The following is a 24,074-nucleotide window of genomic DNA, read 5'->3' on the forward strand; positions in this document are numbered from 1 at the left end:
TCGGGAGGGGGACGACGCCCTCGCTGCGGGGCGGCCCTTGCTCGGCGTCTATGGCTTGGGGTGTGCAAGTTTCAGGACCAGTTTTAACCTTTTCCAAGGAGCAAAGATGAACACCATCCACGTTGATGTGGTCAGTGCCGAAGAGTCCATCTTCTCCGGTGAAGCGCGCTTTGTCGCCTTGCCCGGCGAAGCGGGCGAGCTGGGCATTTATCCCCGCCACACACCGCTGATCACCCGCATCAAGCCGGGTTCGGTGCGCATCGAAATGCCTGATGGCAGCGAAGAGTTCGTCTTCGTGGCCGGTGGCATTTTGGAAGTGCAACCCAACTGCGTGACCGTGCTGTCCGACACCGCCATCCGCGGCAAGGATCTGGACGATGAAAAGGCGCAAAAGGCCAAGGCTGCCGCTGAGGAAGCCCTGAAGAACGCCAAGGGCGAGCTGGATATCGCTCGTGCACAGTCCGAGCTGGCCGTCATGGCAGCTCAGATTGCCGCTCTGCGCAAGTACCGCCAGAAGCGTTGATGTCTGGTGCCCTGGAGCACCTGCATCAGCAAAGAAAAGCCACCGCATGCGGTGGCTTTTTCATGCCTGTGCATCCTTGAGGTTCAGGCGCATCGCACTTGATACCTCGGAGGGCAAGGCGCGCAATACTCGGTATTTCGGAGTGCTGCAGGGCTTAGCCGTTGCAGGCGGCCTGATAGCCGTAGACCACAGAGTTGTCCTTGGGGTCCACATGGCGCGATTTGCGCACCACGGCCTTGCTGGGGTCTTCGCAGAGAGCGCGAATCTGGGCCTCGCACTTCTTGGGGTCATCTTCCTTGAGCTTGCAGCTGAGTGCGTAGTCGTATTCAGCCGGTGCTTCAGCGCCTCTGGGGCTGATGGAGGAGCAGGCGCTCAGTGCCAGGGCAGAGCTGATGACGGCCAGAGAGAACAGGGATTTCTGCATGCTTGAGTGCTTTCTTAAGAAAATACGGCTGCCCCAAAACTAACACAGCCATGCGAGGGAAAAGGTTTTTTCTGGACGGGACCCGCCTGCTTTTTGCCTCGCCGGCCCTTTTCGCGGTGTCAAAAACAACAAAGGACGTAGATGCGCTACAGCGGTACCTTGACGCAATGGAATGACGAACGTGGCTTTGGCTGGATAGAGGCCGATGGCGGTGGCGAGCGCCTGTTTGTCCATATCAGTGCTTTTGAGCCGCGCCCGCCCGCAGAGCAGCGTCCCCAGCCCGGCCTGCGACTGGAGTTTGCCGTCGGCATGGAGCAGGGCAGAAAGCGTGCGCTTCAGGTTGCATGGCGCGCTGGCGGTTCGGTGACTCAGGCCCGGTCATCTCTGGCGCGGCGCAACAGCCCGTCTGCAGGGCGTTTGCAGTCCTCGCTTGCGGCATCTCAGGGCTGGCATGCCTCCAGTGGCTTCAGCTATGGCGTGTTGCTGACCTGGCTGCTGCTGATGCTGGCCGCCGCCGTGATCTGGGGCGTGCCGGGCATCCTCTGGCTGGTCTATGCGGGCCTGAGCATGCTGACCTTCATGGCCTACTGGCAGGACAAATGGGCCGCCCAGAAGGGGCAGTGGCGCACGCCGGAAAAAACGCTGCAGACCATGGCGCTGGCCGGAGGCTGGCCCGGAGCCCTGCTGGCTCAGCAGTGGCTGCGCCACAAAAGCAGCAAGACCAGCTTTCAGCTGCAGTTCTGGCTCATGGTCCTGATCAATGTGGCGGCCGTGCTCTGGCTGTGTTCGCCGTACGGGCGACATGTGCTGGCCTGAGGCTTATGCGGTCTGCAGCCGGCGCATGCGGCTGCAGAACCGGATCAGCGGTTGCGGCCCGGCAGATGCCTTTGGACCACGGGCGCATCGGACAGGTTGCGCTGCGTGTTGGCTGCGGACTTGCGCGGAAAATGCGCCTGCAGCTGCCGGTTGACACGCTCCAGTGCCGAAACCAGACCCACGCTGAAATGCCCGCCCTGGAAGGCGGATTGCATATCGCTGATCAGCGTTTGCCATTGCTCGGCGTTCATGGTGCGGTCCAGGGCGCGATCGGCCACGATCTCTATGGCATGGTCGGCCAGCAGCAGGTAGATGAGGGCACCGTTGTTGTGCTCCGTGTCCCAGACATGGAGCTTGGCGAACTGCGAGAGCGCGCGCTGGCGCGCAGTGGCATCGCGCCAGATATAGCTCCAGGGCAGGCCGGCCTCGACGCAGATACGGACCTGGCCGGTGTGGCCCAGCTCGCTTTTGGCGATCAGCAATTCCAGCTCCTTGAGCGTGGCAGGCGGCAAGGCCTTGCGCAGATGCCGTTCGGCCCAGCGATGTCGCACCAGGCGTGCCAGGCGTTGGAAGATATTGCTCATTTCACCAGTCCCCCGAGGCGCCACCGCCACCAAAGCTGCCGCCGCCACCGGAGCTGAAACCGCCCCCAGAGCTGAAGCCTCCTCCGCTGCCGCTGCTCCAGCCGCCGCCGTCGGTACTGATATACGGTCCGCCCCCGCCACGCGAGAGGTTGGAGAGCAGGGTGAAGATCAGGCCCACAAAGCCAGCCACGCCTGCGATCAACAGGCTGGTGGTGATCACATAAGCGGCCGTCCCGGCAATGCCTCCAATGATCAGCGAACCCAGCACGCGGCCGAAGATGGCGCGGGCGACGGCAATCCCGATCGGAAAGCCGAAAAACAGCAGCGGAAGCAGAAAGTCCAGATTTTCGGACCAGGATGGGCCCGACTTGCGCGCCCCGGACTGCGGCGCGGGCAGCTTCTCGCCATGAATCAGCAGACTCATCTGCTCGATGGCGGTCGAGAGTCCGCCTGCATAGTCGTCGGCGCGAAAGCGGGGCTTCATGGCGCCATCGATGATGCGTGCGGCCTGGATGTCGGGGATGGCGCCTTCGAGCTTGCGCGCCACCTCGATGCGCATGCGCCTGTCGTTCTTGGCCACGACGATGAGAGAGCCATCGCCTATGTCCTTGCGTCCCAGCCTCCAGCTGCTGGCTACGCGCCAGGCATAGGCTGCAATGTCTTCCGGGGCCGTGGTGGCGACCATGAGCACGGCGACCTGGGCGCCGGTCTCATCCTCCAGCTTCTTGAGTTGCTCGCTCAGGGACTGCAGATCGCCGGGGCTCAGCGTGCCGGTCTGGTCGATGACGCGCGCTGTCAGCTCGGGCACGGGCTGCAGCTGAGCGCCTGCGCCGCCTTGCGCCCTGACCGGCAGCGCCGACAGCAGCAGCATGCTTGCAAAAAAAATAGCTGCAAGCGCTTTGTAGATAAGGGCTTGAGGCGATTCTTGCATGAATTTCAAGAGCGGTGCTCGCCATTACTTGCTGCCGGCAGGCGCTGCGGGTGTGGAGAAGTCAACGGCCGGTGGCTGGGAAATCTGGGCCTCGTTCTGCACCGTGAAGGTCGGTTTGACCTGGTAGCTGAATACCTTGGCCGTGATATTGGTGGGGAAGCTGCGCGCAAGCACGTTGTAGGCCTGCACCGTGCCTATGTATTCGTTGCGTGCCACGGTGATGCGATTTTCCGTGCCCTCCAGCGTCACACGCAGATCGCGGAAGGCCTGGTTGGCCTTGAGCTCGGGATAGCGTTCTGCCACTACCATCAGGCGCGAGAGCGCGCTGGAAATCTCGCCCTGAGCCTGCTGGAACTTGTTGAAGGCTTCGGGGTTGTTGATCAACTCGGGCGTGGCCTGGATCGAGGTGGCCTTGGCGCGTGCTTCGATCACCCTGGTCAGGGTCTCCTGTTCGAAGTTGGCCTCGCCCTTGACCGTGGCGACAATGTTCGGTATCAGGTCCGAGCGGCGCTGGTACTGGTTCAGCACCTCGCTCCAGGCGGCCTTGGATTTTTCATCCAGACGCTGAAAGTCGTTATAGCCGCAGCCCGTGAGGGAGAGCATGGAGGCGGCGGTTGCGATTGCCAGAAGCCAGCGTTTCATGGGTGTTTCCATTCACGAAGTTGAGACGGAAACCATAGCATAAGGGCTTGCCCGGTTCGTGTGCGTGCAAGGCCTGTCACCCTGTCCGCTGTCCAGCAGCGCTAGCATTGCAATCATGTCCACTGTTTCCCCACTCGATGCTCTACGTGGCGCACAGCGTCCCGGCTCGAAAGCTGCGGCCTTGCCGCGCCTGTTGCTGGCCGGGGCCACGGGGCCGCTGGGCAACGAGGTGCTCAGCCGCGTGGTTGGCGCACAGAACTACGCGCTGGTCCAGGTGCTGGCACGCGAGCCTTACGTGCAGGGCCTGCGTGGCATGGAGCTGCTCGCCCAGCAGTATGACGATGTGTGCCAATGGCCTGTGCAGCAGGCCGATGTGGGCCTCATCATGTTCGAGCCACCGCGCCCCTACTACCAGCGCGAGCGCGCCTTGTGGACGCCGCAGCCCGAGCAGCTGCAGGCACTGGCGCAGTGGATGCTGCGCTGTGGTGTGCAGACGCTTGCCGTGGTGCTGCCCCACGATATGGGCAGTCTGCCCCAGGCGCTGAAGCAGGGGCTGGCCAATCTCAATGAGCAAGGCGTGGCCGCGCTGGGTTTTGAGCGGCTGATTTTTGTGCGTTCGGCCAGGGAAGCGCACAAAGCCGCTGCCGGCCATTGGCTGCAGCGCACGGCAAAGACCATGCTGTCGGCGCTCAGCTATATGCTGCCGCAGGCGGAGCGCCCGGTGCGGCCCATGCATGTGGCCCGTCTGGTGGAGGCCGCCTTGCTCAAGGCGCCGCCAGGAATTCATGTGGCACCGCCGGAGCTGGTCTGGCGCGCGGCGCAAAAGGATGGCCTGCAGTCCGAGCTGCGCAGCTGGCTGGGGTCTTCATGAATTTCGAGCAGTTTCGTGCGCCCTGGTGGCAGCCGGGCGGTCATATGCAGACCATCTGGGCGGCACTCTGTGCCAGGGAAGCGCAGACTCCGGCATGGCGGCGTGAGCGCTGGGATACGCCCGATGGCGATTTCATCGATATCGATTTTTCAAGTCATCCGGCAAGTGCAAGCGCTCCCACACTGGTGCTGTTTCATGGTCTGGAAGGCTCTTCCTCCAGCCACTATGCCAAGGCCCTGGCCCAGGTCTGTGCGCGGCGTGGCTGGCATCTGGCCGTACCGCATTTTCGCGGCTGCAGCGGCGAGCCCAATCGCCTGCTGCGCGCCTACCACTCCGGCGACTCGGACGAGGTGGACTGGATCTTGCGCCGACTGCAGCAAGGCGCGAGCGGCGGGTTGCTGGCCATGGGGGTCTCGCTGGGTGGCAATGCTCTGGCACGCTGGGCCGGAGTCCAGCAGCAGGCTGCGGCAGAGCTCGTCAAAGGCGCTGCGGTGGTCTGTGCGCCGCTGGATCTGGTGGCCGGCGGCGTCAATCTGGGGCGCGGGCTGAACCGCTGGATCTACACCCCCATGTTCATGCGCACCCTGGTGCCCAAGGCGCTGGCCAAATGGCAGCGGTCGCCAGGTGTGTTCGACAGGCGGCGGCTGCAGCGCGCTCGTACCCTGCATGACTTCGACGATGTGTTTACCGGCCCAGTCCACGGCTTCAGGAATGCCGATGATTACTGGATCCGTGCCTCGGCAAAGCCGCTGCTCAAGCAGGTGGCCGTGCCTTTGCTGTTGCTCAATGCGCGCAACGACCCCTTTGTGCCGGAGCACAGCCTGCCCACGCCCAGCGAGGTGAGCGCCTCTGTCCAGCTTTGGCAGCCGCCGCATGGCGGGCATGTGGGTTTTGCCAGCGGTGCCTGGCCGGCCCATGTGCAGGCCATGCCGCTGGCGGTGACCGAATGGCTGGAGCAGTGGCTCTGAGCGGCCGCCGAATAATCAGGAGATGAGTGATGGATGAGATCGTGAAACAGGCCATGCGCAAGTGGCCCAATGTCCCGGCCTGCAGTGGCTGGCTGGGTCTGGATGCGCGCGGCCAGTGGTGGCTAAGGGACGAGCAGGCGCAGGCCTGCGGTGCGTTTGCCAGCGGCAAGCCCGGCTCCAGGGGCAATTTGCTGCAGCACGACAAGCTGGCCGAGTTCATCGGCCGCAACTATCTGGTCGAGGCAGATGGTCGCTGGTATTTTCAGAACGGCCCGCAGCGCGTGTATGTGGAACTGGAGAGTGCGCCGTGGATATGGCGCCTGCGATACGCGGAGCATGGTTTGCAGTTGCACAGTCATACGGGTCAGGAGCTGGCTGCCGAACAGGTGGATCAGGTGCTGCTGGACGAGCAGGGGCGGCTGTTTCTGGCCCTGCCGCAAGGTCTGGGCATGGTGCACAGTCTGGACATGCTGGATGCCGCCAATGCGCTGGATAGCGGTGCGCTGCCCGAGGCGCAGGAGATCGAGAGCACCTTGCTGCCGTTGCAGTTCGGTTTTGTGCCCAGTCCTGAGGGTTATCAAGTTTGATAGCCGCTTGCGCTTGTGTGCAAAGGGTTTGAGGCCAAAAAATAACAAAACCGGCCCCAAGCCGGCTTTTGCGGGGCAGAGGGGTGCCTACTTGGCTGCGTCCACCATGTACTGGATGGCGGCCTTGAAGTCTGCATCCGATGCGGTGGAGCCGCCCTTGGGAGGCATGGCACCCACGCCTTGGGTGGCCTTCTGCACCATATCGTCCATGCCCTTGGCAATGAAAGGCGCCCAGGCAGCCTTGTCGCCAAACTTGGGAGCACCGGCTACGCCGCTGGCGTGGCAGGCCATGCAGGTGGTGTTGTAGAGGTTCTTGCCGGCATCGGAGGCGGCGGCTGCTGCGGGAGCCGGGGCGGCTGCAGGTGTCGGTGCCGCTTCGGCGGCCGGAGCCGCAGCAGGAGCGGCTGCGGGGGCTGCAGCCGTTGCAGCGGGCGCATCGCCTGCGGCGGCGCCACCGGCTGCGGGCTGTGGCTCGGGGAAGCTGCCTCCGGCCGCATTGGCCATATAGACCACGCCACGGGCAATTTCCGTGTCATTGAATTCGCCGCCACCCTGGGCCGCCATCGCCCCCTTGCCTGCCAGGGCAGAGTGCACCAGCGTCTCCAGGCCCTGCTTGATGCGGGGACCCCAGGCCGCTGCATCCTGGAATTTGGGGGCGCCGACGGTGCCGGTCTCATGGCAGGCGGCGCATTGCGACTTGAAGACTTCCGCTCCGCCGCGCAGGGGGCGGTTGGCGTCGCGAATCTCCACGCTTCCCACTTTTTGCAGACGCATGGCCTTGGCCATTTCGGCATTGCCTGTGCCCGCACCCGGGGTGTCGGACGAGGTCACGAACTTGACCAGACCGATGATGACGAAGATGGGAACCACAAACGAGAAGAAGACGGCAAGCAGCAGCTGCTTGGGTTTTTTAATGGGGCCGGTATGGGCTTCTTCGTGGTGTTGCTCGCTCATGAAGTCCTCTGAGATCGTGGGATGGGGATGAACAAACCATTATAGAAGTGAGGGTTAAGAACACCAGTGCACGACGATCCGGGTTGACGGCTGCTGGATAAAGGAGTTGAGTTGGATCAACGTTGTGTTGGCAATTTGTGGCGGGCATGAAAAAAGGCGTCCGAAGACGCCTTGTGCGAGAGCGCAAAAACCGGCCTGTTTACTGGGCCGAGATCGCCGCCGCGGGGCGGTCGTTGGCGCTGGCTTCCGTCCAGCCGCCACCGAGCACCTTGTAGAGGTTGACCTGGTTTTGCAGCTGCGCCAGTCGCACCTGCACCACGGACTGCTCCAGCGCAAACAGCGAACGCTGGGCATCCAGCAGATCCAGATAGCTGGCTACGCCGTTGGTATAGCGCAGATCCGACAGCTTGTAGCGCACCTGCTCCGCCTCCAGCTGACGCGACTGGGCGTCGAGCTGTTCCTTGAGTGAGCGGCGATTCACCAAGGTGTCGGACACTTCGCGGAAAGCCGACTGGATAGAGCCTTCGTACTGCGCCACGGCAATCTTCTGGCTGGTTTCTGCAACCTGCAGATTGGCGCGATTGCGACCGGCATTGAAGATGGGTAGGTACAGCGAAGGCGCAATCGTGAAGGCGGCAGAGTCCGACTTGAGCAGGTCGGAGATGTCGGAGCTTGCGAAACCTGCAGAGGCGGTCAGCGTGATGTTCGGGAAGAACAGCGCGCGTGCCGCGCCAATGCTGGCATTGGCGGCAATCATGCTTTGCTCGGCCTGGCGGATGTCGGGCCGGCGCAGCAGCAGGTCCGAGGGCAGGCCCGAAGGCACATCGGCCAGGGCCGGCAGATCGCGCAGCTGCTTGCCTTGCATGCTGGTCAGCAGATCGCCAGGCAGAGTCTGGCCCACGATCAGCGTCAGGGCGTTGACGTCGCGCTCGCGTTGACCGGCCTGCTGGGCCAGGGTGGCGCGTGCGCTTTCGGTCAGCGACTGGGCCTGGCGGTAGTCCAGCTCGGAAGCCACGCCCGAGTCCAGGCGCAGCTTGGTCAGCTTGATGGACTGCTCGCGCGTGCCCAGGGTACGGCGGGAGATGGCCAGCAGTTCCTCGTCCGCCTGCAGATTCAGCCAGGTGTTGGCGACTGTCGCGATCAGGCTGATCTGGGCAGCCTTGCGGCCTTCCTCGGTCGCCAGATACTGGGCCAGAGCCTGCTGCTTGAGGCTGCCGATGCGCCCCCAGAAGTCAATCTCCCAGCTGGGCATGGACAGGCCCACCATGTACGAGTTGGCATAGCGGCCCGTGGTGGCGCTGGGCTGGCGGCTGGCGCTGCCTGCCACACCGAACTCCGGGAACTGGCCGGCACGCTGGATCTGGTACTGAGCCTGCGCCTTTTCGATGTTGAGCACGGCCACACGCAGGTCGCGGTTGTTTTCCAGCGCGAGCTGGATCACCTGCTGCAGGCGTGGGTCGGTGTAGAACTGCTGCCAGGGGATGTCGGCAGCCGCCGTGGTGCCAGCCTGCTCGTCGGTGGCTAGGTAGTGCTCAGCCACCGGAGCGGCAGGGCGCTCCAGCGTGGGGATGAAGGAGCAGCCGCTGGCCAGCAGCGCGCCGGCCAGTGCTACGGATAGCAAGGTTTTATTCATGTTGGGAGCCTCCCTGCGCTGCAGAAGTTGCCGCCGGGGGAGTGGCGTTGGAGTCTTGCTTGGATTTCTTGCCAAACAGATTGAACACGGCCACAAAGAACACGGGCACCAGGAACACGGAGATCGGCGTGCCGATCACCATGCCCCAGAACACGCCCGTGCCGATTTCCTTCTGGCTGGCCGCGCTGGCGCCGGAGGCGATGTACAGCGGCACCACGCCCAGAATAAAGGCCAGCGAAGTCATCAGAATGGGACGGAAACGCAGGTGACCGGCCTCCAGCGCGGCCTCCAGCGCACTCTTGCCTTCCGCATGCAGGTCCTTGGCGAACTCCGCGATCAGGATGGCGTTCTTGGCCGAGAGACCAATCACCGTGATCAGCGCCACCTGGAAGTAGATGTCGTTGGGCATGCCGCGCATCAGCATGCCGGCCACGGCGCCGAACACACCCAGGGGAACGACCAGCAGCACGGACAGCGGAATGCTCCAGCTTTCATACAGCGCAGCCAGGCACAGGAACACGGCCAGGATGGAGAACGCATACAGCAGCATGGCCGAGGAGCCTGCCTTCTTCTCGTCCAGGGACTGGCCGGTCCACTCGTAGCCGAAGCCATCGGGCAGTTCCTGGGCCAGCTTTTCCATTTCCTTCATGGCGTCGCCGCTGGTAAAGCCGGGCTTGGCCTGACCGGTGATGCTCATGGAGGGGTAGCCGTTGTAGCGTGTCAGCTGCATGGGGCCGCTGATCCACTTGGCGTTGACCATGGTGGACAGTTCCACCAGCTGGCCTTGCGCGTTGGGGACCGTCAGGCGCATCACGTCTTCGGGCTGCATGCGGCGTGCCGCATCGGCCTGGATGGTGACGCGCTGCATGAAGCCGTTGTTGGGGAAGTCCGTGGAGTTGGACGAGCCCAATGCCGTTGCCAGCGTCGTGGCCAGGTCACCCATGCTCACGCGCTGGGCATAGACCGCGTCGCGGTTGATGTCCACCTGCCATTGCGGTGCGTCGTCCACACCGTCAAAGCGCACGCCGGTCAGCACCGGGCTCTGGTTGGCCTTGGCGACCAGCTGATTGCGGGCTTCCAACAGTGCGGCATGGCCCTTGGCGCCGCGGTCTTGCAGGCGGAAGGTGAAACCGTCGCTGTTGCCCAGCTCCGAAATCGAAGGCGGGACCAGCGTGAAGATGAAACCATCGCGCAAGGCGGACATGGCGCCCATGGTGCGTCCGGCAAAGGACTTGGCATCCGAGCCAGCGCCTGTACGCTCGGACCAGTCCTTGAGCGTGGTGAACGCCAGGCCCACGTTCTGGCCCTGGCCCATGAAGCTGAAGCCCAGAATGCTCACGATGTGATCGGTTTCAGGCTGGCTCAGGGCGAACTTCTCCAGCTCCGCCATGGTCTTGCTGGTGCGCTCCAGGCTCGCGCCGGGAGGCAACTGGGCCAGCGAGATGACATAGCCCTGGTCTTCGGTAGGCAGGAAGGCCGTGGGCAGTCGCAGGAACATGAAGACCACGCCGGCGATCACCAGCAGGTAGACGATGAAGGCCTGCACGGAGCGCTTGACCACGCCGGAAAGAGCCGCGGAGTAGCGCCTGGTGCCGGCTTCGAACTTGCGGTTGAACCAGTTGTAGAAGGGGCCGAGCAGGCCGGTCTTCTTGTCGTGCGCATGGCCCTTGGGGATGGGCTTGAGCATGGTGGCGCACAGCGCGGGCGTCAGTGTCAGCGCAAAGAAGCCCGAGAAGAAGATCGAGATCGCCATCACCAGCGAGAACTGGCGATAGATGTTGCCGGTGGCGCCCGAGAACATGGCCAGAGGCAGGAACACGGTCACCAGAATCACGGTGATGCCGACCACGGCGCCCTGGATCTGTCCCATGGCCTTGATGGTGGCTTCCTTGGGCGGCAAGCCTTCCTCGGCCATGATGCGCTCGACGTTCTCCACCACCACGATGGCGTCGTCAACCACGATACCGATCACCAGCACCATGGCGAACATGGCCAGAATATTGATGGTCAGGCCGGCGACCAGCATCACGGCAAAGGTGTCGAGCAATGCGATGGGCACCACGATGGTCGGGATCAGGGTGTAGCGGATGTTCTGCAGGAAGATCAGCATCACGATGAACACCAGCACGATGGCTTCCAGCAGCGTGTGCACCACCTTCTCGATGGAGATCTTCACGAACTTGGAGGTGTCGTAGGGCGATGACCATTTCACGCCGGCAGGCAGGAAGGGCTCCATCTCCGCCATCTTGGCCTTGACCAGCTTGGCCGTCGCCATGGCGTTGGCGGTCGAGGTCAGCTGCACGGCCATTGCCACGGCGGGCTTGCCGTCCAGACGCGACTCGAAGGCATAGCTTTCAATGCCCAGTTCGATGCGAGCCACGTCCTTGAGGCGAACGGTGGAGCCGTCGGAGTTGGAGCGCAGCACCACTTCGCCGAATTCCTCGGGCGTGCTCAGCTGACCGGGAACCACAATCGTGGCCGTGGTCGTGGTACCGGGGGTGCTGGGCAGATTGCCCAGGGCGCCGCCGGAGATCTGCTGGTTCTGCGCGGCAATCGCTGCATTGACGGAGGCAATCGACAGGCCAAAGCCCTGGAGCTTGGCCGGATCCACCCAGACGCGCATGGCACGACCCGAGGCAAACAGCTGTGCCTTGCCCACGCCGTCCAGACGCTGGATTTCAGGCACCACATTGCGGTTCACATAGTCGGCGATGTCGTCACGCGAGGTCTCCCCGGACTCGGCTTGGAAGGCCAGAATCATCAGGAAGTTGCTCATGGACTTGTCCACGCGCACGCCCAGGGCCTGAACCACCTGGGGCAGGCGAGGCAACACGCGCGAGAGGCGGTTTTGCACGTCCACCTGCGCCAGATCGGGGTTTGTACCGGGTGCAAAGGTGACGGTCAGAGTGCCTTGACCACCCGCAGGGGCGGAGGCTTCCATGTACATCAGACCTTGCGCGCCGTTGATTTCGCGCTCGATCAGTTGCAGGACGGAATCCGTCATGGTCTGTGACGTGGCGCCCGGGTAGGTCGCTGTCACGTTGATGGTGGGAGGTGCCACCGATGGGAACTGTGCCACCGGTAGCTTGGTGATGGAGATCACGCCCGCAATGATCACGAAAATCGCGATCACCCAGGCAAAGATCGGTCTGTGGATGAAAAACTTGGACATGGATCGTGCCTGTTACTTGGCTGCCTTGCCTTCGCCAGCAGCTTCGGCTGGTGCGGCAGCTTTCTCTTGCGCTGGTGCGGCGGGGGCCGCAGCAGAGGGCTGTGCTGGGGCGCCGGCAGCTGCATTGTTGATCTCGACGGGCTTGACCTTCTTGGCTCCCATGCCCACCTTGATCAGGCCGTCCACCATGACTTTTTCTCCGGCCTTCAGGCCAGATGTGACGACCCAGTTGGTGCCACTGGACTGACTGATCTGAACGGGACGCGGCGCCACCGAGCCATCCTCGGCCACGATCATGACGAAGTTGCCCTTTTCGTTGCGGGTCACGGCCTGTTGCGGAATCAGCGCGGCGTTCTCGACCTGTGCCTGCTCCAGGTGCACGCGCACATAGGTGCCGGGCAGCAGCAGTCCATCGGGGTTGGGCAGTTCCGCGCGCACGCTGACCTGGCCGGTAGTCGGGTCCACGGTCAGGTCGGTGAACAGCAGCTTGCCGGTGTGTGCGTATTCCTTGCCATCGTCCAAATAGACGTGGACGCGCGCGGCGTTGTCACCTACCTTTGCCAACTTGCCGGAGCTGAGCGCTTCGCGCATGCGCATGATGTCGGAAGAGGATTGGGTCAGGTTCACATACAGCGGATTGACTTGCTGAATGGTCGCCAGTTGCGTGGCTTCGCCCTGGCCGACCAGTGCACCTTCCGTCACCAGAGCGCGGCCGATGCGCCCGGAGATGGGGGCGGTCACGCTGGCATAGCCTAGGTTGACGTTGGCATTGGTGACTGCCGCCTTACCTGCGGCAACCTGTGCCAGGGCCGCTTTTTCGTTGGCGATGGCGGTGTCGTATTCCTGCTTGCTGATGGCATTGGCCTCCACCAGCGGCTTGTAGCGGCGGGCGGTGGCAGATGCCTGAGCCAGGTTGGCTTCGGCCTGTGCCAAGGTCGCCTGGGCGCTTTGCAGATTGGCCTTGTAGGGGGTGTTGTCGATCTCGAACAAGGCCTGGCCGGCCTTGACATCCGAGCCTTCGCGGAACAGGCGCTTTTGCACAATGCCGGCCGCGCGGGCTCGCACCTGGGCAATGCGCGATGGCTCCAGGCGACCGGGCAGATCGGAGATCAGGGGCACGTTTTGCATGGATACCGTCACCACACCCACTTCGGGGGGCTGTGCCTGTGCGGCGGCCTGTGCCTTTTGGGCTTCCGCGTTTTTGTCACTGCATGCGACTAGGCCCAGTGCAGCAGCCAGGCTCAGGCCGATGACCATGGAGCGGGTGCCGGATGCGGCTGAATTGGACTGGTTGTCGGGAGCCTGGTGTGCTTCATACATCGGGTGCATGAACGTCCTTCCGGTTGACATTGTGAAAACGAAAAAGAGCGCAGTCCTCAGGGGTGCGCTCGTTTGGGTGGAAACCCTAGATGGCTTCCTGCGTATCGGTGCTAGAGAAATTATACATACATGCATAAATGTATAATTGAAAACGTTGCGTAAAGCAGCTGTGAAAAGTTTTTTCCCGCGGCGAACTATCGCTGTCGGGTGAGGAAGAAGGTGAGTGATGGCTCGAAGAACCAAGGCTGAAGCGGATGAGACGCGCACCAAGCTGCTGGATGCGGCCGAAGAGGTGTTTTTCGAGAAGGGCGTGTCTCGTACATCTCTGGGCGATATTGCGCAGCGTGCAGGGGCTACACGCGGAGCGGTGTACTGGCACTTCAAGGACAAGATGGATGTCTTTGTTTCCATGCTTGGGCGCATATGCCTGCCTTTCGAAGAAATCTGTGACGACAGGTACGGCGACCTGTTGCCGTTAGAGCGTATTCGTCACTCCATCCTGTGTGTGTTCGAGAGTCTGGATGAGGATGAGCGCCGGCGCAAAGTGTTTGAAACAGCGCTCTTCAAGATGGAGTACGTGGGCGAACTTGCTGATGTGCGCTTGCAGCATATCGAAAGTTCAGGCTTTGCCCGGGAAAAATTTGCGCGTGATCTCGCGGCTGCTGCGGAGGGGCAGTCCCTGCGGTTGTCGGTATCCCCGGAAGAGGCAGCCCTTGGTTTGCACTCTCTTTTTGTCGGACTCATACATGGCTGGGTGTTGACCGAAGGAAGTTTCTCACTGGTCAAGGTTGGCTCGATGTCGGTGGATGTCTACTTGTCTGGTTTGGGATTTCGGGTGAATTTGTGATTTGGGTGTCCAAAGCCGTGCAATAATTGCGGCTGTTGAATTGTTGTTGGCCGTGCAAGCGGCCTGCCGGATTCGCGGCTGTAGCTCAGTGGATAGAGTATTGGCCTCCGAAGCCAAGGGTCGTGGGTTCGATCCCCGCCAGCCGCGCCAGCATCGATCTTCGGTAAGAAAAAAGAAATTTCGAAATTTCTTTTTAAGCTGAAAATAGATGCTACAATTCGAGTCTCTTCGGAGGGGTGGCCGAGTGGTTAAAGGCAGCAGACTGTAAATCTGCCCGCTAACGCGTACACAGGTTCGAATCCTGTCCCCTCCACCAGCAATGGTTGAGAAGAGCGATTGCTAGAAATAGTAGTCACGTGCAGTAGTAAATCTGTGCGGGAGTAGTTCAATGGTAGAACCCTAGCCTTCCAAGCTAATGACGCGGGTTCGATTCCCGTCTCCCGCTCCAGTTTGCGAGCAAAGATTTTAGAGGTTGTTTTTGCAACTTCTTTGCCCATGTGGCTCAGTGGTAGAGCACTCCCTTGGTAAGGGAGAGGTCGCGGGTCCGATTCCCGCCATGGGCACCATTTTCTGGTGCGCTCGCTTGATAGGGTTGCGCCGAAATCCTCTTGCAGTGAATTAATTTTTTCGGAGTCGGAAAAATGGCAAAAGAAAAATTCGAGCGCACCAAGCCCCACGTGAACGTGGGCACCATCGGTCACGTTGACCACGGCAAGACCACCCTGACTGCTGCTATCGCTACCGTGCTGTCCAAGCACTTCGGCGGTGAAGCCAAGGACTACTCGCAGATCGACAACGCTCCCGAAGAAAAGGCTCGTGGCATCACGATCAACACTTCGCACGTTGAATACGAAACTGCCAACCGCCACTACGCTCACGTGGACTGCCCTGGCCACGCTGACTATGTGAAGAACATGATTACTGGTGCCGCTCAGATGGACGGCGCTATCCTGGTTTGCTCCGCTGCTGACGGCCCCATGCCCCAGACTCGCGAGCACATCCTGCTGTCGCGTCAGGTGGGCGTTCCCTACATCATCGTGTTCCTGAACAAGGCCGACATGGTGGACGACGAAGAACTGCTGGAACTGGTCGAAATGGAAGTGCGCGAGCTGCTGTCCAAGTACGACTTCCCCGGCGACGACACCCCCATCATCCGCGGCTCTGCCAAGCTGGCTCTGGAAGGCGACCAATCCGACAAGGGTGAACCCGCTATCCTGCGTCTGGCCGAAGCTCTGGACACCTACATCCCCACTCCCGAGCGTGCTGTTGACGGCGCCTTCGTGATGCCCGTGGAAGACGTGTTCTCCATCTCCGGTCGCGGTACCGTGGTGACTGGCCGTATCGAGCGCGGTATTGTCAAGGTCGGCGAAGAAATCGAAATCGTCGGTATCAAGGACACCGTCAAGACCACGGTCACCGGCGTGGAAATGTTCCGCAAGCTGCTGGACCAAGGTCAAGCTGGCGACAACGTGGGTCTGCTGCTGCGCGGCACCAAACGTGAAGACGTGGAACGCGGCCAAGTGCTGTGCAAGCCCGGCTCCATCAAGCCCCACACCAACTTCACTGCTGAAGTTTATGTGCTGTCGAAGGACGAAGGCGGTCGCCACACTCCCTTCTTCAACAACTACCGTCCCCAGTTCTACTTCCGTACAACTGACGTGACCGGCTCCATCGAACTGCCCGAAGGCAAGGAAATGGTGATGCCTGGCGACAACGTGTCGATCACCGTGAAGCTGATCGCTCCCATCGCCATGGAAGAAGGTCTGCGTTTCGCTATCCGCGAAGGTGGTCGTACTGTGGGTGCCGGTGTGGTTGCCACGATCATTGCATAATTGATTTTGTAGGGGTATAGCTCAATTGGCAGAGCGTCGGTCTCCAAAACCGAAGGTTGTAGGTTCGATTCCTACTGCCCCTGCCACCTCTTAATGGTGGAATCAACAAGAGCCCGCCTTTGGCGGGCTTTTGTGTCTTGAAATTGCACCTTTTTGTGCATTTGAAACAAAATATGGCCACTACTCAGGTTGAAACAGTCAGCTCTGCAGCTGACAAAGCAAAAATAGCCGCTGTTGCGGCTTTAGTTGTTGCTTCTATTGCTGGCTTTTATCTGTTGAGCAAGCAAGGCGCACTGGTGCAGTGGGCGACTTTGATTGTCGGCCTGGCTCTGGCTGCTGGCGTGTTTCTGATCTCTGAGCCGGGTAAGCGCTTCATTGGCTTTGCCCGTGATGCTTGGCGTGAGGTGAAGAAGGTGGTCTGGCCCACCCGCAAGGAAACCATGCAGATGACTCTGTATGTCTTTGCTTTCGTGGTGGTGATGGCCTTGTTCTTGTGGTTCACCGATAAGACGCTTGAATGGGTCTTGTACGACTTGATTTTGGGCTGGAGGAAGTAATGGCTGATGCAGTCGAAACAGATGTGAATGGTGGAACGGCGGGACCCGCCAACCCCGATCTGCGCTGGTATATCGTCCATGCCTATTCGGGTATGGAGAAGGCTGTCGAGCGCAATATTGCCGAGCGTATTGCGCGCTCGGACATGCAGTCCAAGTTTGGCCGCATCCTGGTGCCTTCCGAAGAAGTTGTGGAAATGCGCAACGGCACCCGTCGCACGACAGAGCGCCGCCTGTTCCCCGGTTATGTGTTCGTTGAAATGGTGATGGATGACGATACATGGCATCTGGTGAAGCACACCAGCAAGGTGACCGGTTTCGTCGGTGGCGCCAAAAATCGTCCTGCTCCCATCTCCGAGGAAGAAGTTCGCAAGATCGTCGACCAGATGCAGGAAGGCACCGAGAAGCCTCGCCACAAGGTCGAGTTCATGGTTGGCGAAATGGTTCGTGTCAAGGAGGGTCCTTTCGCAGACTTCAATGGCTCCGTGGAAGAAGTCAACTACGAAAAGAACCGTCTGCGTGTGTCGGTCACCATCTTTGGCCGTGCGACTCCTGTGGAATTGGAATTCTCTCAAGTTGAGAAAACTTGAGATTCGCAATAGAATCTAGGGCTTCGCATTTTTTGACTCGATGCGGAGCTTTTTTGTAGAGTCAGCAACCTCGGGGAGCTGCTTGCACGCATTGCAAGTGGCGCTATACCCGTAAGGAGCTCAACATGGCGAAAAAAATCGTCGGCTTCATCAAGCTGCAAGTGCCAGCTGGTAAGGCCAATCCTTCTCCTCCCATCGGTCCTGCGCTGGGTCAGCGCGGCCTCAACATCATGGAATTCTGCAAGGCGTTCAACGCCCAGACCCAAGGTGTCGAGCCCGGCCTGCCTCTGCCCGTGGTGATCACGGCTTTTGCTGACAAGAGCTTTACGTTCGTCATCAAGACCCCTCCCGCAACCGTTCTGATCAAGAAGGCTGTGAAGCTGGACAAGGGTTCTTCCAATCCTCTGAAGAACAAGGTCGGCAAGATCACACGTGCTCAGCTGGAAGAAATCGCCAAGACCAAGCTGAAGGACATGAACGCCGCTGACGTTGACGCTGCTGTGCGTACGCTGGCTGGTTCTGCCCGTTCGATGGGCGTGATCGTGGAGGGTGTGTAAATGGCCAAGTTGACCAAGAAGCAAAAAGCTCTCCAGGGCAAGGTTGATTCCAACAAGCTGTACGCTTTCGCTGACGCCGTGGCGCTGGTGAAGGAAGCTGCAACTGCCAAGTTCGATGAATCCATCGACGTGGCCGTGCAACTGGGCGTGGATGCCAAGAAGTCGGACCAAGTGGTGCGTGGCGCCGTGGTTCTGCCTCACGGTACCGGCAAGACTGCTCGCGTGGCTGTGTTCGCACAAGGCGCCAAGGCTGAAGAAGCCAAGGCCGCCGGCGCTGACGTGGTCGGTATGGACGACCTGGCTGCTCAAGTCAAGGCCGGTGACATGCCCTTCGACGTGGTGATCGCTGCTCCCGACGCCATGCGCGTTGTGGGTCAGCTGGGCCAGATCCTGGGCCCCCGCGGCCTGATGCCTAACCCCAAGGTTGGCACCGTGACTCCTGACGTCGCTACGGCCGTGAAGAACGCCAAGGCTGGTCAAGTGCAGTTCCGCGTGGACAAGGCCGGTATCGTGCACGGCACGATCGGTCGCCGCTCGTTCGACGCCGACAAGCTGCAGGGTAACCTGGCTGCTCTGATCGATGCGCTGAACAAGGCCAAGCCTGCTTCCAGCAAGGGTCAGTACCTGCGCAAGGTGGCGGTGTCGTCGACCATGGGTGTGGGCGTTCGCGTCGATACACAATCCATCTCGGCGTAATTGCTAGAAATCGTCAGATGAGCCTGGCTCATCTGGTGTGGTGGGCTGCGGGAGTTGTTGCTCCTGCAGGTCATCCAAGACCGTTGGTGTGATTTGATCACTTAATCACGAAGGCCAACGCAGATGGCGATCCCGCTGCAGATGGAATTTTTCCTAAACAGTTGGTCGCTGCAACAAGAGCGTGTATGCAGGGCTTGCCTTGTATATGCATTTGAAGGAGTAGACCTTGAGTCTGAATCGCAGTGAGAAAGAAGCGGTCATTTCCGAAGTGACCAGCCTCGCCGCTAAAGCTCAAACGCTTGTGATCGCGGAATACCGTGGCATCACGGTCGCCGACATGACCAAACTGCGTGCCGATGCTCGCAGCAAGGGTGTGAGCCTGAGCGTGTTGAAGAACACCCTGGCCCGCCGTGCTGTTGCCGGTAGCGCGTTTGACGTGGTGGTTGACCAGATGACTGGTCCCCTGATCTATGGCTTCTCTGAAGACGCAGTGGCTGCCGCCAAGGTGGTGGCCGACTTCGCGAAGACCAACGACAAGTTGGTGATTCGCGGTGGTGCGTTTGCAGGTAAGGCCCTGGACGTCGACGGCGTTAAGCAACTGGCAAACATCCCCTCTAAGGAAGTACTGCTCGCACAACTGTGCGGCTTGCTCATGTCGCCTATCTCGCGTACAGCCGTTGTGCTGGGCGCTCTGGCGACCAAGAAGGGCGAAGGCTCTGCCGAAGCGGCAGCCGAACCAGCCGCAGCCTGAGTGCTCGGCAAAACCAACCAATTTTAGGAAATCAAAATGGCATTCGATAAAGACGCATTCCTGACCGCCCTGGACAGCATGACTGTTCTGGAACTGAACGACCTGGTCAAGGCTATTGAAGAGAAGTTTGGCGTGTCCGCCGCTGCTATGGCTGCTCCCGCTGCCGGCGGCGCTGCTGGTGGCGCTGCTGCTGCTGAAGAAAAGACCGAATTCAACGTTGTGCTGACCGAAGCTGGCGCCAACAAGGTGTCCGTGATCAAGGCTGTGCGCGAAATCACCGGCCTGGGTCTGAAGGAAGCCAAGGATCTGGTCGACGGCGCTCCCAAGACCGTGAAGGAAGCCGCTCCCAAGGCTGACGCTGAAGCCGCTGTGAAGAAGCTGGTTGAAGCCGGTGCTAAGGCTGAACTGAAGTAATTCAGTGAAATCAAGGGCTGGAGACTCGTAAAAGGGTCTCCAGCCTTTGGCGCTTGTGGAACGCGCTGAAAGAACACACCAGAAAGCAGGTTTCCTAGGGAGTCTGCTTTTTAGTGTCTTCTGACAATCCGACAGCAGAAGATGCCTTGGTTCGGGCGATGTGCAACGCATCGCCGTCAGCCATGGTTGGTAGTGGCCAACCGCCAAGCCCGCAGGAGACCCCTGTGGGGCAGTCGTCGCAGACCCAGGACTCATGTCTTTGCCCGGAGATCTCATGGCCTATTCTTATACCGAACGCAAGCGAATCCGCAAAAGCTTCGGGAGCCGCGATAGCGTGCTCGAAGTGCCTTATCTGCTGCAGATGCAAAAAGATGCCTATACAGCATTCCTGCAGGCAGATGTAGCCCCCAAAAAACGTACCATTGATGGCCTGCAAGCGGCCTTCAATTCCGCCTTCCCCATCGTCTCCCGCAATGGTTTTGTGGAGATGAAGTTTGTCGAGTACAACCTCGCCAAGCCCGCTTTCGACGTGCGTGAATGCCAGACCCGTGGTCTGACCTTCGCCTCCGCTGTCCGCGCCAAGGTTCAACTGATCATCTATGACCGCGAGTCCTCCACGGCTCAGTCGAAGGTGGTCAAGGAAGTGAAGGAACAAGAGGTCTACATGGGCGAAGTGCCCCTGATGACCGACAAGGGTTCTTTCATCATCAACGGTACCGAGCGCGTGATCGTGTCTCAGCTGCACCGTTCGCCTGGCGTGTTCTTCGAGCACGACAAGGGCAAGACCCATAGCTCGGGCAAGCTGCTGTTCTCGGCTCGTATCATTCCTTACCGCGGCTCCTGGCTGGACTTCGAGTTCGACCCCAAGGACCTGCTGTACTTCCGCGTGGACCGTCGCCGCAAGATGCCGGTGTCGATCCTGCTGAAGGCCATCGGCATGACGCCCGAGACCATCCTGGCAACGTTCTTCGTGAACGACAACTTCCGCCTGATGGACAGCGGTGCCCAGATGGAATTCGTGGCCGATCGCCTGAAGGGCGAAGTCGCGCGTTTCGACATCACCGACAAGTCCGGCAAGGTCGTGGTCGCCAAGGACAAGCGCATCACCGCTCGCCACACCCGCGAGCTGGAGCAGTCCGGCACCAAGTTCGTCAGCGTGCCTGAAGACTTCCTGCTGGGTCGTGTGCTGGCCAAGAACATCGTTGATCCCGACACCGGTGAAATCATCGCCAAGGCCAACGAAGAACTGACCGAAGCCCTGCTCAAGAAGCTGCGCAGCGCCGGTGTGCAGGACGTTCAGTGCATCTACACCAACGAACTGGACCAAGGCGCCTACATCTCGCAGACCCTGCGCACCGATGAAACCGTGGACGAGTTCGCTGCCCGCGTTGCCATCTACCGCATGATGCGCCCTGGCGAGCCTCCTACCGAGGACGCCGTCCAGGCCCTGTTCCAGCGCCTGTTCTACAACGCCGACACCTATGATCTGTCGCGCGTGGGCCGTATGAAGTTCAACGCCAAGATCGGCCGCGAAGGCGCGACCGGTCCCATGGTGCTGTCCAACGAAGACATCCTGGCCGTGGTCAAGATCCTGGTGGACCTGCGCAATGGCCGTGGCGAAGTCGACGATATCGACCACCTGGGCAACCGCCGTGTGCGCTGCGTGGGCGAACTGGCCGAAAACCAGTACCGCACCGGTCTGGCTCGTATCGAAAAGGCTGTGAAGGAACGTCTGGGTCAGGCCGAGCAAGAGCCTCTGATGCCTCACGACCTGATCAACTCCAAGCCCATCTCCGCGGCCCTGAAGGAGTTCTTCGGTGCCTCGCAGCTGTCGCAGTTCATGGACCAGACCAACCCTCTGGCAGAAATCACGCACAAGCGTCGTGTTTCCGCCCTGGGCCCAGGCGGTCTGACCCGCGAACGTGCCGGCTTTGAAGTGCGTGACGTGCACGTGACCCACTACGGTCGCGTCTGCCCTATCGAAACGCCTGAAGGTCCCAACATCGGTCTGATCAACTCGCTGGCTCTGTACGCCCGCCTGAACGAGTACGGTTTCATCGAAACCCCGTACCGTCGCGTGGTGGACGGCAAGGTGACGATGGACATCGACTACCTGTCGGCCATCGAAGAAGGCAAGTACGTGATCGCCCAGGTCAACGCCGATCTGGATGCCGCAGGCAATCTGGTGGGCGAGCTGGTGTCGGCGCGTGAAGCCGGTGAATCGACCCTGGTGTCGGCCGAGCGCGTGCAGTACATGGACGTGTCGCCTGCGCAGATCGTGTCCGTGGCCGCCTCGCTGATTCCCTTCCTGGAACACGACGACGCCAACCGTGCCTTGATGGGTGCCAACATGTCGCGTCAGGCCGTGCCTGTGCTGCGCCCTGAAAAGCCCATGGTCGGTACCGGCATCGAGCGCGTTGCCGCCGTGGACTCCGGCACCGTGGTCACTGCCAAGCGCGGCGGTATCGTGGACTATGTCGACGCGACCCGCATCGTGATCCGTGTGAACGACGACGAAGCCGTGGCCGGTGAAGTCGGCGTGGACATCTACAACCTGATCAAGTATCAGCGTTCCAACCAGAACACCAACATCCACCAGCGCCCCATCGTCAGCCGTGGCGACAAGCTGGCCAAGGGTGATGTGCTGGCGGACGGCGCTTCGACCGACCTCGGCGAAATCGCCATCGGCCAGAACATGCTGATCGCGTTCATGCCCTGGAACGGCTACAACTACGAAGACTCGGTGATGATCAACGAGCGCATCGTGGCTGACGATCGCTACACCTCGATCCACATCGAAGAGCTGGTGGTGATGGCTCGCGACACCAAGCTGGGTGCCGAAGAAATCACGCGCGACATCCCCAACCTGTCCGAGCAGCAACTGAACCGCCTGGACGAGTCCGGCATCATCTACGTGGGCGCCGAAGTGCAACCCGGCGACGTGCTGGTGGGCAAGGTCACCCCCAAGGGCGAGACCACGCTGACGCCTGAAGAGAAGCTGCTGCGCGCCATCTTCGGCGAGAAGGCTTCCGACGTGAAGGACACTTCTCTGCGTGTGGATCAGGGCTCGCAAGGCACCGTGATCGACGTGCAGGTGTTCACGCGTGAAGGCATCCAGCGCGACAAGCGCGCCCAGCAGATCATCGACGATGAACTCAAGCGCTTCCGCCTGGACCTGAACGACCAGCTGCGCATTGTGGAAGCCGACGCTTTCGACCGTATCGAGAAGCTGCTGACCGGTCGCGTGGCCAACGGTGGTCCTCAGAAACTGTCCAAGGGCGCCAAGATCGACAAGGCCTACCTGGACGGCGTGGAGAAGTTCCACTGGTTCGACATTCGTCCTGCCGAAGACGATGTGGCCGCTCAGCTGGAGTCCATCAAGAACTCCATCGAGCAGCAGCGTCACACCTTCGACCTGGCGTTCGAAGAAAAGCGCAAGAAGCTCACCCAGGGCGACGAGCTGCCTGCCGGCGTGCTGAAGATGGTCAAGGTCTACCTGGCCGTCAAGCGTCGTCTGCAGCCCGGTGACAAGATGGCCGGCCGTCACGGTAACAAGGGCGTGGTCTCGAAGATCACTCCTGTGGAAGACATGCCTTTCCTGGCTGATGGCTCCACTGCCGACATCGTGCTGAACCCGCTGGGCGTGCCTTCGCGTATGAACATCGGTCAGGTGCTGGAAGTGCACTTGGGCTGGGCCGGCAAGGGTCTGGGCCAGCGCATCGGCGACATGCTGCAAAAGGAAGCCCGTGCTGCTGAAGTGCGCGCCTTCCTGGAAGAGATCTACAACCGCAGCGGTCGCAAGGAAGAGCTGTCTCAGCTGGACGACGGCGAAGTCATGTCCATGGCCAAGGAACTGACCACAGGCGTGCCATTCGCAACGCCGGTGTTCGACGGTGCTTCCGAAGCCGAAATCAAGGACATGCTGAAGCTGGCCTACCCTGACGACATCGCTGCCGCCAAGGGTCTGACCGAGACACGCACTCAGGCTTATCTGTATGACGGCCGCACCGGCGAGCGCTTCGAGCGTCCGACCACCGTGGGCTATATGCACTACCTGAAGCTGCACCACTTGGTCGACGACAAGATGCATGCCCGCTCCACCGGTCCTTACTCGCTGGTGACGCAACAGCCTCTGGGCGGTAAGGCCCAGTTCGGTGGTCAGCGTTTCGGTGAAATGGAAGTGTGGGCGCTGGAAGCTTACGGCGCCGCCTACGTGCTGCAGGAAATGCTGACCGTGAAGTCCGACGACGTGGTCGGTCGTACCAAGGTGTACGAGTCCATCGTCAAGGGCGAGCACTCGATCGAAGCGGGCATGCCCGAATCGTTCAACGTGCTGGTCAAGGAAATCCGCTCTCTGGGCTTGGACATCGAGCTCGAACGTTCTTAAGCCCTATTAAACAGAGAGCTG

General features: G+C 60.8%; 22 protein-coding genes and 5 tRNA genes. 19 read left to right on the forward strand and 8 right to left on the reverse strand.

Features of this window, described 5'->3' with window-relative positions:
- Positions 1 to 106 precede the first annotated feature (106 nt).
- A complete protein-coding gene (locus O987_RS01690; RefSeq protein ID WP_003059364.1) occupies positions 107 to 523 on the forward strand; it encodes a F0F1 ATP synthase subunit epsilon in 417 nt (138 codons plus the stop codon).
- A 154-nt stretch (positions 524 to 677) separates the two neighbouring features.
- On the opposite strand, the gene O987_RS01695 is transcribed toward O987_RS01690, so the two are convergent.
- On the reverse strand, positions 678 to 947 hold the full coding sequence (locus O987_RS01695; RefSeq protein ID WP_003059362.1) for a hypothetical protein: 270 nt from the start codon (positions 945 to 947) through the stop codon (positions 678 to 680).
- Between the two features lie 159 nt (positions 948 to 1,106).
- Here O987_RS01695 and O987_RS01700 point away from each other — a divergent pair, with 159 nt between their 5' ends.
- Positions 1,107 to 1,763 (forward strand): DUF1294 domain-containing protein, encoded by a 657-nt coding sequence (locus O987_RS01700; RefSeq protein WP_235214237.1) that lies wholly within the window; start codon positions 1,107 to 1,109, stop codon positions 1,761 to 1,763.
- 44 nt (positions 1,764 to 1,807) lie between these two features.
- On the opposite strand, the gene O987_RS01705 is transcribed toward O987_RS01700, so the two are convergent.
- The 3 genes from O987_RS01705 to O987_RS01715 form a co-directional block, all read right to left on the reverse strand.
- The gene (locus O987_RS01705; protein ID WP_003059358.1) at positions 1,808 to 2,347 is read right to left on the reverse strand and encodes a TPM domain-containing protein; all 540 of its coding nucleotides are present in this window, start codon (positions 2,345 to 2,347) and stop codon (positions 1,808 to 1,810) included.
- A gap of 1 nt (position 2,348) precedes the next feature.
- On the reverse strand, positions 2,349 to 3,218 hold the full coding sequence (locus O987_RS01710; RefSeq protein ID WP_043376012.1) for a TPM domain-containing protein: 870 nt from the start codon (positions 3,216 to 3,218) through the stop codon (positions 2,349 to 2,351).
- 84 nt (positions 3,219 to 3,302) lie between these two features.
- Positions 3,303 to 3,920 (reverse strand): LemA family protein, encoded by a 618-nt coding sequence (locus O987_RS01715; RefSeq protein ID WP_003059354.1) that lies wholly within the window; start codon positions 3,918 to 3,920, stop codon positions 3,303 to 3,305.
- Between the two features lie 115 nt (positions 3,921 to 4,035).
- On the opposite strand from O987_RS01715, the gene O987_RS01720 reads away from it, so the two are divergent.
- From O987_RS01720 to O987_RS01730, 3 genes are read left to right on the forward strand one after another with little or no spacing between them, the layout of a single operon-like run.
- Positions 4,036 to 4,791 (forward strand): hypothetical protein, encoded by a 756-nt coding sequence (locus O987_RS01720; protein WP_043370622.1) that lies wholly within the window; start codon positions 4,036 to 4,038, stop codon positions 4,789 to 4,791.
- The gene (locus O987_RS01725) at positions 4,788 to 5,759 is read left to right on the forward strand and encodes a YheT family hydrolase (protein WP_003059351.1); all 972 of its coding nucleotides are present in this window, start codon (positions 4,788 to 4,790) and stop codon (positions 5,757 to 5,759) included. The genes O987_RS01720 and O987_RS01725 overlap by 4 nt, the downstream gene beginning before the upstream one ends.
- A 29-nt stretch (positions 5,760 to 5,788) precedes the next feature.
- Positions 5,789 to 6,346 (forward strand): DUF2946 family protein, encoded by a 558-nt coding sequence (locus O987_RS01730; protein ID WP_003059349.1) that lies wholly within the window; start codon positions 5,789 to 5,791, stop codon positions 6,344 to 6,346.
- Between the two features lie 87 nt (positions 6,347 to 6,433).
- Here the strand turns inward: O987_RS01730 and O987_RS01735 are convergent, their stop codons facing one another.
- The 4 genes from O987_RS01735 to O987_RS01750 all read right to left on the reverse strand — a co-directional run bounded on the left by O987_RS01735 (position 6,434) and on the right by O987_RS01750 (position 13,425).
- Positions 6,434 to 7,300 carry a c-type cytochrome gene (locus O987_RS01735; RefSeq protein ID WP_003059347.1) on the reverse strand — a complete coding sequence of 289 codons (867 nt, stop codon included), beginning with the start codon at positions 7,298 to 7,300 and terminating at the stop codon, positions 6,434 to 6,436.
- Positions 7,301 to 7,499: 199 nt separating this feature from the next.
- A complete protein-coding gene (locus O987_RS01740; protein ID WP_043370624.1) occupies positions 7,500 to 8,933 on the reverse strand; it encodes an efflux transporter outer membrane subunit in 1,434 nt (477 codons plus the stop codon).
- Positions 8,926 to 12,105, reverse strand: coding sequence for an efflux RND transporter permease subunit (locus O987_RS01745; protein WP_043370626.1), 3,180 nt, complete (start codon positions 12,103 to 12,105; stop codon positions 8,926 to 8,928). The genes O987_RS01740 and O987_RS01745 overlap by 8 nt, the downstream gene beginning before the upstream one ends.
- Before the next feature lie 12 nt (positions 12,106 to 12,117).
- On the reverse strand, positions 12,118 to 13,425 hold the full coding sequence (locus tag O987_RS01750; protein ID WP_050785798.1) for an efflux RND transporter periplasmic adaptor subunit: 1,308 nt from the start codon (positions 13,423 to 13,425) through the stop codon (positions 12,118 to 12,120).
- Positions 13,426 to 13,651: 226 nt separating this feature from the next.
- Here O987_RS01750 and O987_RS01755 point away from each other — a divergent pair, with 226 nt between their 5' ends.
- The 14 genes from O987_RS01755 (at position 13,652) to rpoB (ending at position 24,053) form a co-directional block, all read left to right on the forward strand.
- A complete protein-coding gene (locus O987_RS01755) occupies positions 13,652 to 14,272 on the forward strand; it encodes a TetR family transcriptional regulator (RefSeq protein ID WP_003059343.1) in 621 nt (206 codons plus the stop codon).
- 74 nt (positions 14,273 to 14,346) lie between these two features.
- Positions 14,347 to 14,422 (forward strand) — tRNA-Arg (locus O987_RS01760).
- 80 nt (positions 14,423 to 14,502) lie between these two features.
- Positions 14,503 to 14,588, forward strand: a tRNA-Tyr gene (locus O987_RS01765).
- Positions 14,589 to 14,646: 58 nt separating this feature from the next.
- Positions 14,647 to 14,720, forward strand: a tRNA-Gly gene (locus tag O987_RS01770).
- A 43-nt stretch (positions 14,721 to 14,763) separates the two neighbouring features.
- Positions 14,764 to 14,838 (forward strand) — tRNA-Thr (locus O987_RS01775).
- A 75-nt stretch (positions 14,839 to 14,913) separates the two neighbouring features.
- Positions 14,914 to 16,104 (forward strand): elongation factor Tu, encoded by a 1,191-nt coding sequence (gene tuf, locus O987_RS01780; protein WP_003059342.1) that lies wholly within the window; start codon positions 14,914 to 14,916, stop codon positions 16,102 to 16,104.
- Between the two features lie 10 nt (positions 16,105 to 16,114).
- Positions 16,115 to 16,190 (forward strand) — tRNA-Trp (locus O987_RS01785).
- Between the two features lie 87 nt (positions 16,191 to 16,277).
- A complete protein-coding gene (gene secE, locus O987_RS01790; RefSeq protein WP_003059341.1) occupies positions 16,278 to 16,661 on the forward strand; it encodes a preprotein translocase subunit SecE in 384 nt (127 codons plus the stop codon).
- Positions 16,661 to 17,248 (forward strand): transcription termination/antitermination protein NusG, encoded by a 588-nt coding sequence (gene nusG / locus O987_RS01795; RefSeq protein WP_003059340.1) that lies wholly within the window; start codon positions 16,661 to 16,663, stop codon positions 17,246 to 17,248. Before secE ends, nusG begins: the two co-directional genes overlap by 1 nt.
- Positions 17,249 to 17,373: 125 nt before the next feature.
- The gene (gene rplK, locus O987_RS01800) at positions 17,374 to 17,805 is read left to right on the forward strand and encodes a 50S ribosomal protein L11 (protein WP_003059339.1); all 432 of its coding nucleotides are present in this window, start codon (positions 17,374 to 17,376) and stop codon (positions 17,803 to 17,805) included.
- Positions 17,806 to 18,501 carry a 50S ribosomal protein L1 gene (gene rplA, locus O987_RS01805; RefSeq protein ID WP_003059337.1) on the forward strand — a complete coding sequence of 232 codons (696 nt, stop codon included), beginning with the start codon at positions 17,806 to 17,808 and terminating at the stop codon, positions 18,499 to 18,501.
- Positions 18,502 to 18,727: 226 nt separating this feature from the next.
- Positions 18,728 to 19,252 carry a 50S ribosomal protein L10 gene (gene rplJ / locus O987_RS01810; RefSeq protein ID WP_003059334.1) on the forward strand — a complete coding sequence of 175 codons (525 nt, stop codon included), beginning with the start codon at positions 18,728 to 18,730 and terminating at the stop codon, positions 19,250 to 19,252.
- 36 nt (positions 19,253 to 19,288) lie between these two features.
- On the forward strand, positions 19,289 to 19,666 hold the full coding sequence (rplL, locus tag O987_RS01815; RefSeq protein WP_003059332.1) for a 50S ribosomal protein L7/L12: 378 nt from the start codon (positions 19,289 to 19,291) through the stop codon (positions 19,664 to 19,666).
- A gap of 274 nt (positions 19,667 to 19,940) precedes the next feature.
- Positions 19,941 to 24,053: a DNA-directed RNA polymerase subunit beta gene (gene rpoB, locus O987_RS01820; protein WP_043376014.1), complete on the forward strand. Its 4,113-nt coding sequence runs from the start codon at positions 19,941 to 19,943 to the stop codon at positions 24,051 to 24,053.
- Positions 24,054 to 24,074 lie beyond the last annotated feature (21 nt).

The sequence above is a fragment of the Comamonas testosteroni TK102 genome (assembly GCF_000739375.1).
Taxonomy (GTDB): domain Bacteria; phylum Pseudomonadota; class Gammaproteobacteria; order Burkholderiales; family Burkholderiaceae_C; genus Comamonas; species Comamonas brasiliensis.

Bases quoted from the DNA above. Each gene is read 5' to 3' on its own strand.
- O987_RS01690 (WP_003059364.1), top strand. From the start codon at position 107: ATGAACACCATCCACGTTGATGTGGTCAGTGCCGAAGAGTCCATCTTC.
- O987_RS01695 (WP_003059362.1), bottom strand. From the start codon at position 947: ATGCAGAAATCCCTGTTCTCTCTGGCCGTCATCAGCTCTGCCCTGGCA.
- O987_RS01705 (WP_003059358.1), bottom strand. From the start codon at position 2,347: ATGAGCAATATCTTCCAACGCCTGGCACGCCTGGTGCGACATCGCTGG.
- O987_RS01710 (WP_043376012.1), bottom strand. From the start codon at position 3,218: ATGCTGCTGCTGTCGGCGCTGCCGGTCAGGGCGCAAGGCGGCGCAGGC.
- O987_RS01715 (WP_003059354.1), bottom strand. From the start codon at position 3,920: ATGAAACGCTGGCTTCTGGCAATCGCAACCGCCGCCTCCATGCTCTCC.
- O987_RS01720 (WP_043370622.1), top strand. From the start codon at position 4,036: ATGTCCACTGTTTCCCCACTCGATGCTCTACGTGGCGCACAGCGTCCC.
- O987_RS01725 (WP_003059351.1), top strand. From the start codon at position 4,788: ATGAATTTCGAGCAGTTTCGTGCGCCCTGGTGGCAGCCGGGCGGTCAT.
- O987_RS01730 (WP_003059349.1), top strand. From the start codon at position 5,789: ATGGATGAGATCGTGAAACAGGCCATGCGCAAGTGGCCCAATGTCCCG.
- O987_RS01735 (WP_003059347.1), bottom strand. From the start codon at position 7,300: ATGAGCGAGCAACACCACGAAGAAGCCCATACCGGCCCCATTAAAAAA.
- O987_RS01740 (WP_043370624.1), bottom strand. From the start codon at position 8,933: ATGAATAAAACCTTGCTATCCGTAGCACTGGCCGGCGCGCTGCTGGCC.
- O987_RS01745 (WP_043370626.1), bottom strand. From the start codon at position 12,105: ATGTCCAAGTTTTTCATCCACAGACCGATCTTTGCCTGGGTGATCGCG.
- O987_RS01750 (WP_050785798.1), bottom strand. From the start codon at position 13,425: ATGTATGAAGCACACCAGGCTCCCGACAACCAGTCCAATTCAGCCGCA.
- O987_RS01755 (WP_003059343.1), top strand. From the start codon at position 13,652: ATGGCTCGAAGAACCAAGGCTGAAGCGGATGAGACGCGCACCAAGCTG.
- tuf (WP_003059342.1), top strand. From the start codon at position 14,914: ATGGCAAAAGAAAAATTCGAGCGCACCAAGCCCCACGTGAACGTGGGC.
- secE (WP_003059341.1), top strand. From the start codon at position 16,278: ATGGCCACTACTCAGGTTGAAACAGTCAGCTCTGCAGCTGACAAAGCA.
- nusG (WP_003059340.1), top strand. From the start codon at position 16,661: ATGGCTGATGCAGTCGAAACAGATGTGAATGGTGGAACGGCGGGACCC.
- rplK (WP_003059339.1), top strand. From the start codon at position 17,374: ATGGCGAAAAAAATCGTCGGCTTCATCAAGCTGCAAGTGCCAGCTGGT.
- rplA (WP_003059337.1), top strand. From the start codon at position 17,806: ATGGCCAAGTTGACCAAGAAGCAAAAAGCTCTCCAGGGCAAGGTTGAT.
- rplL (WP_003059332.1), top strand. From the start codon at position 19,289: ATGGCATTCGATAAAGACGCATTCCTGACCGCCCTGGACAGCATGACT.
- rpoB (WP_043376014.1), top strand. From the start codon at position 19,941: ATGGCCTATTCTTATACCGAACGCAAGCGAATCCGCAAAAGCTTCGGG.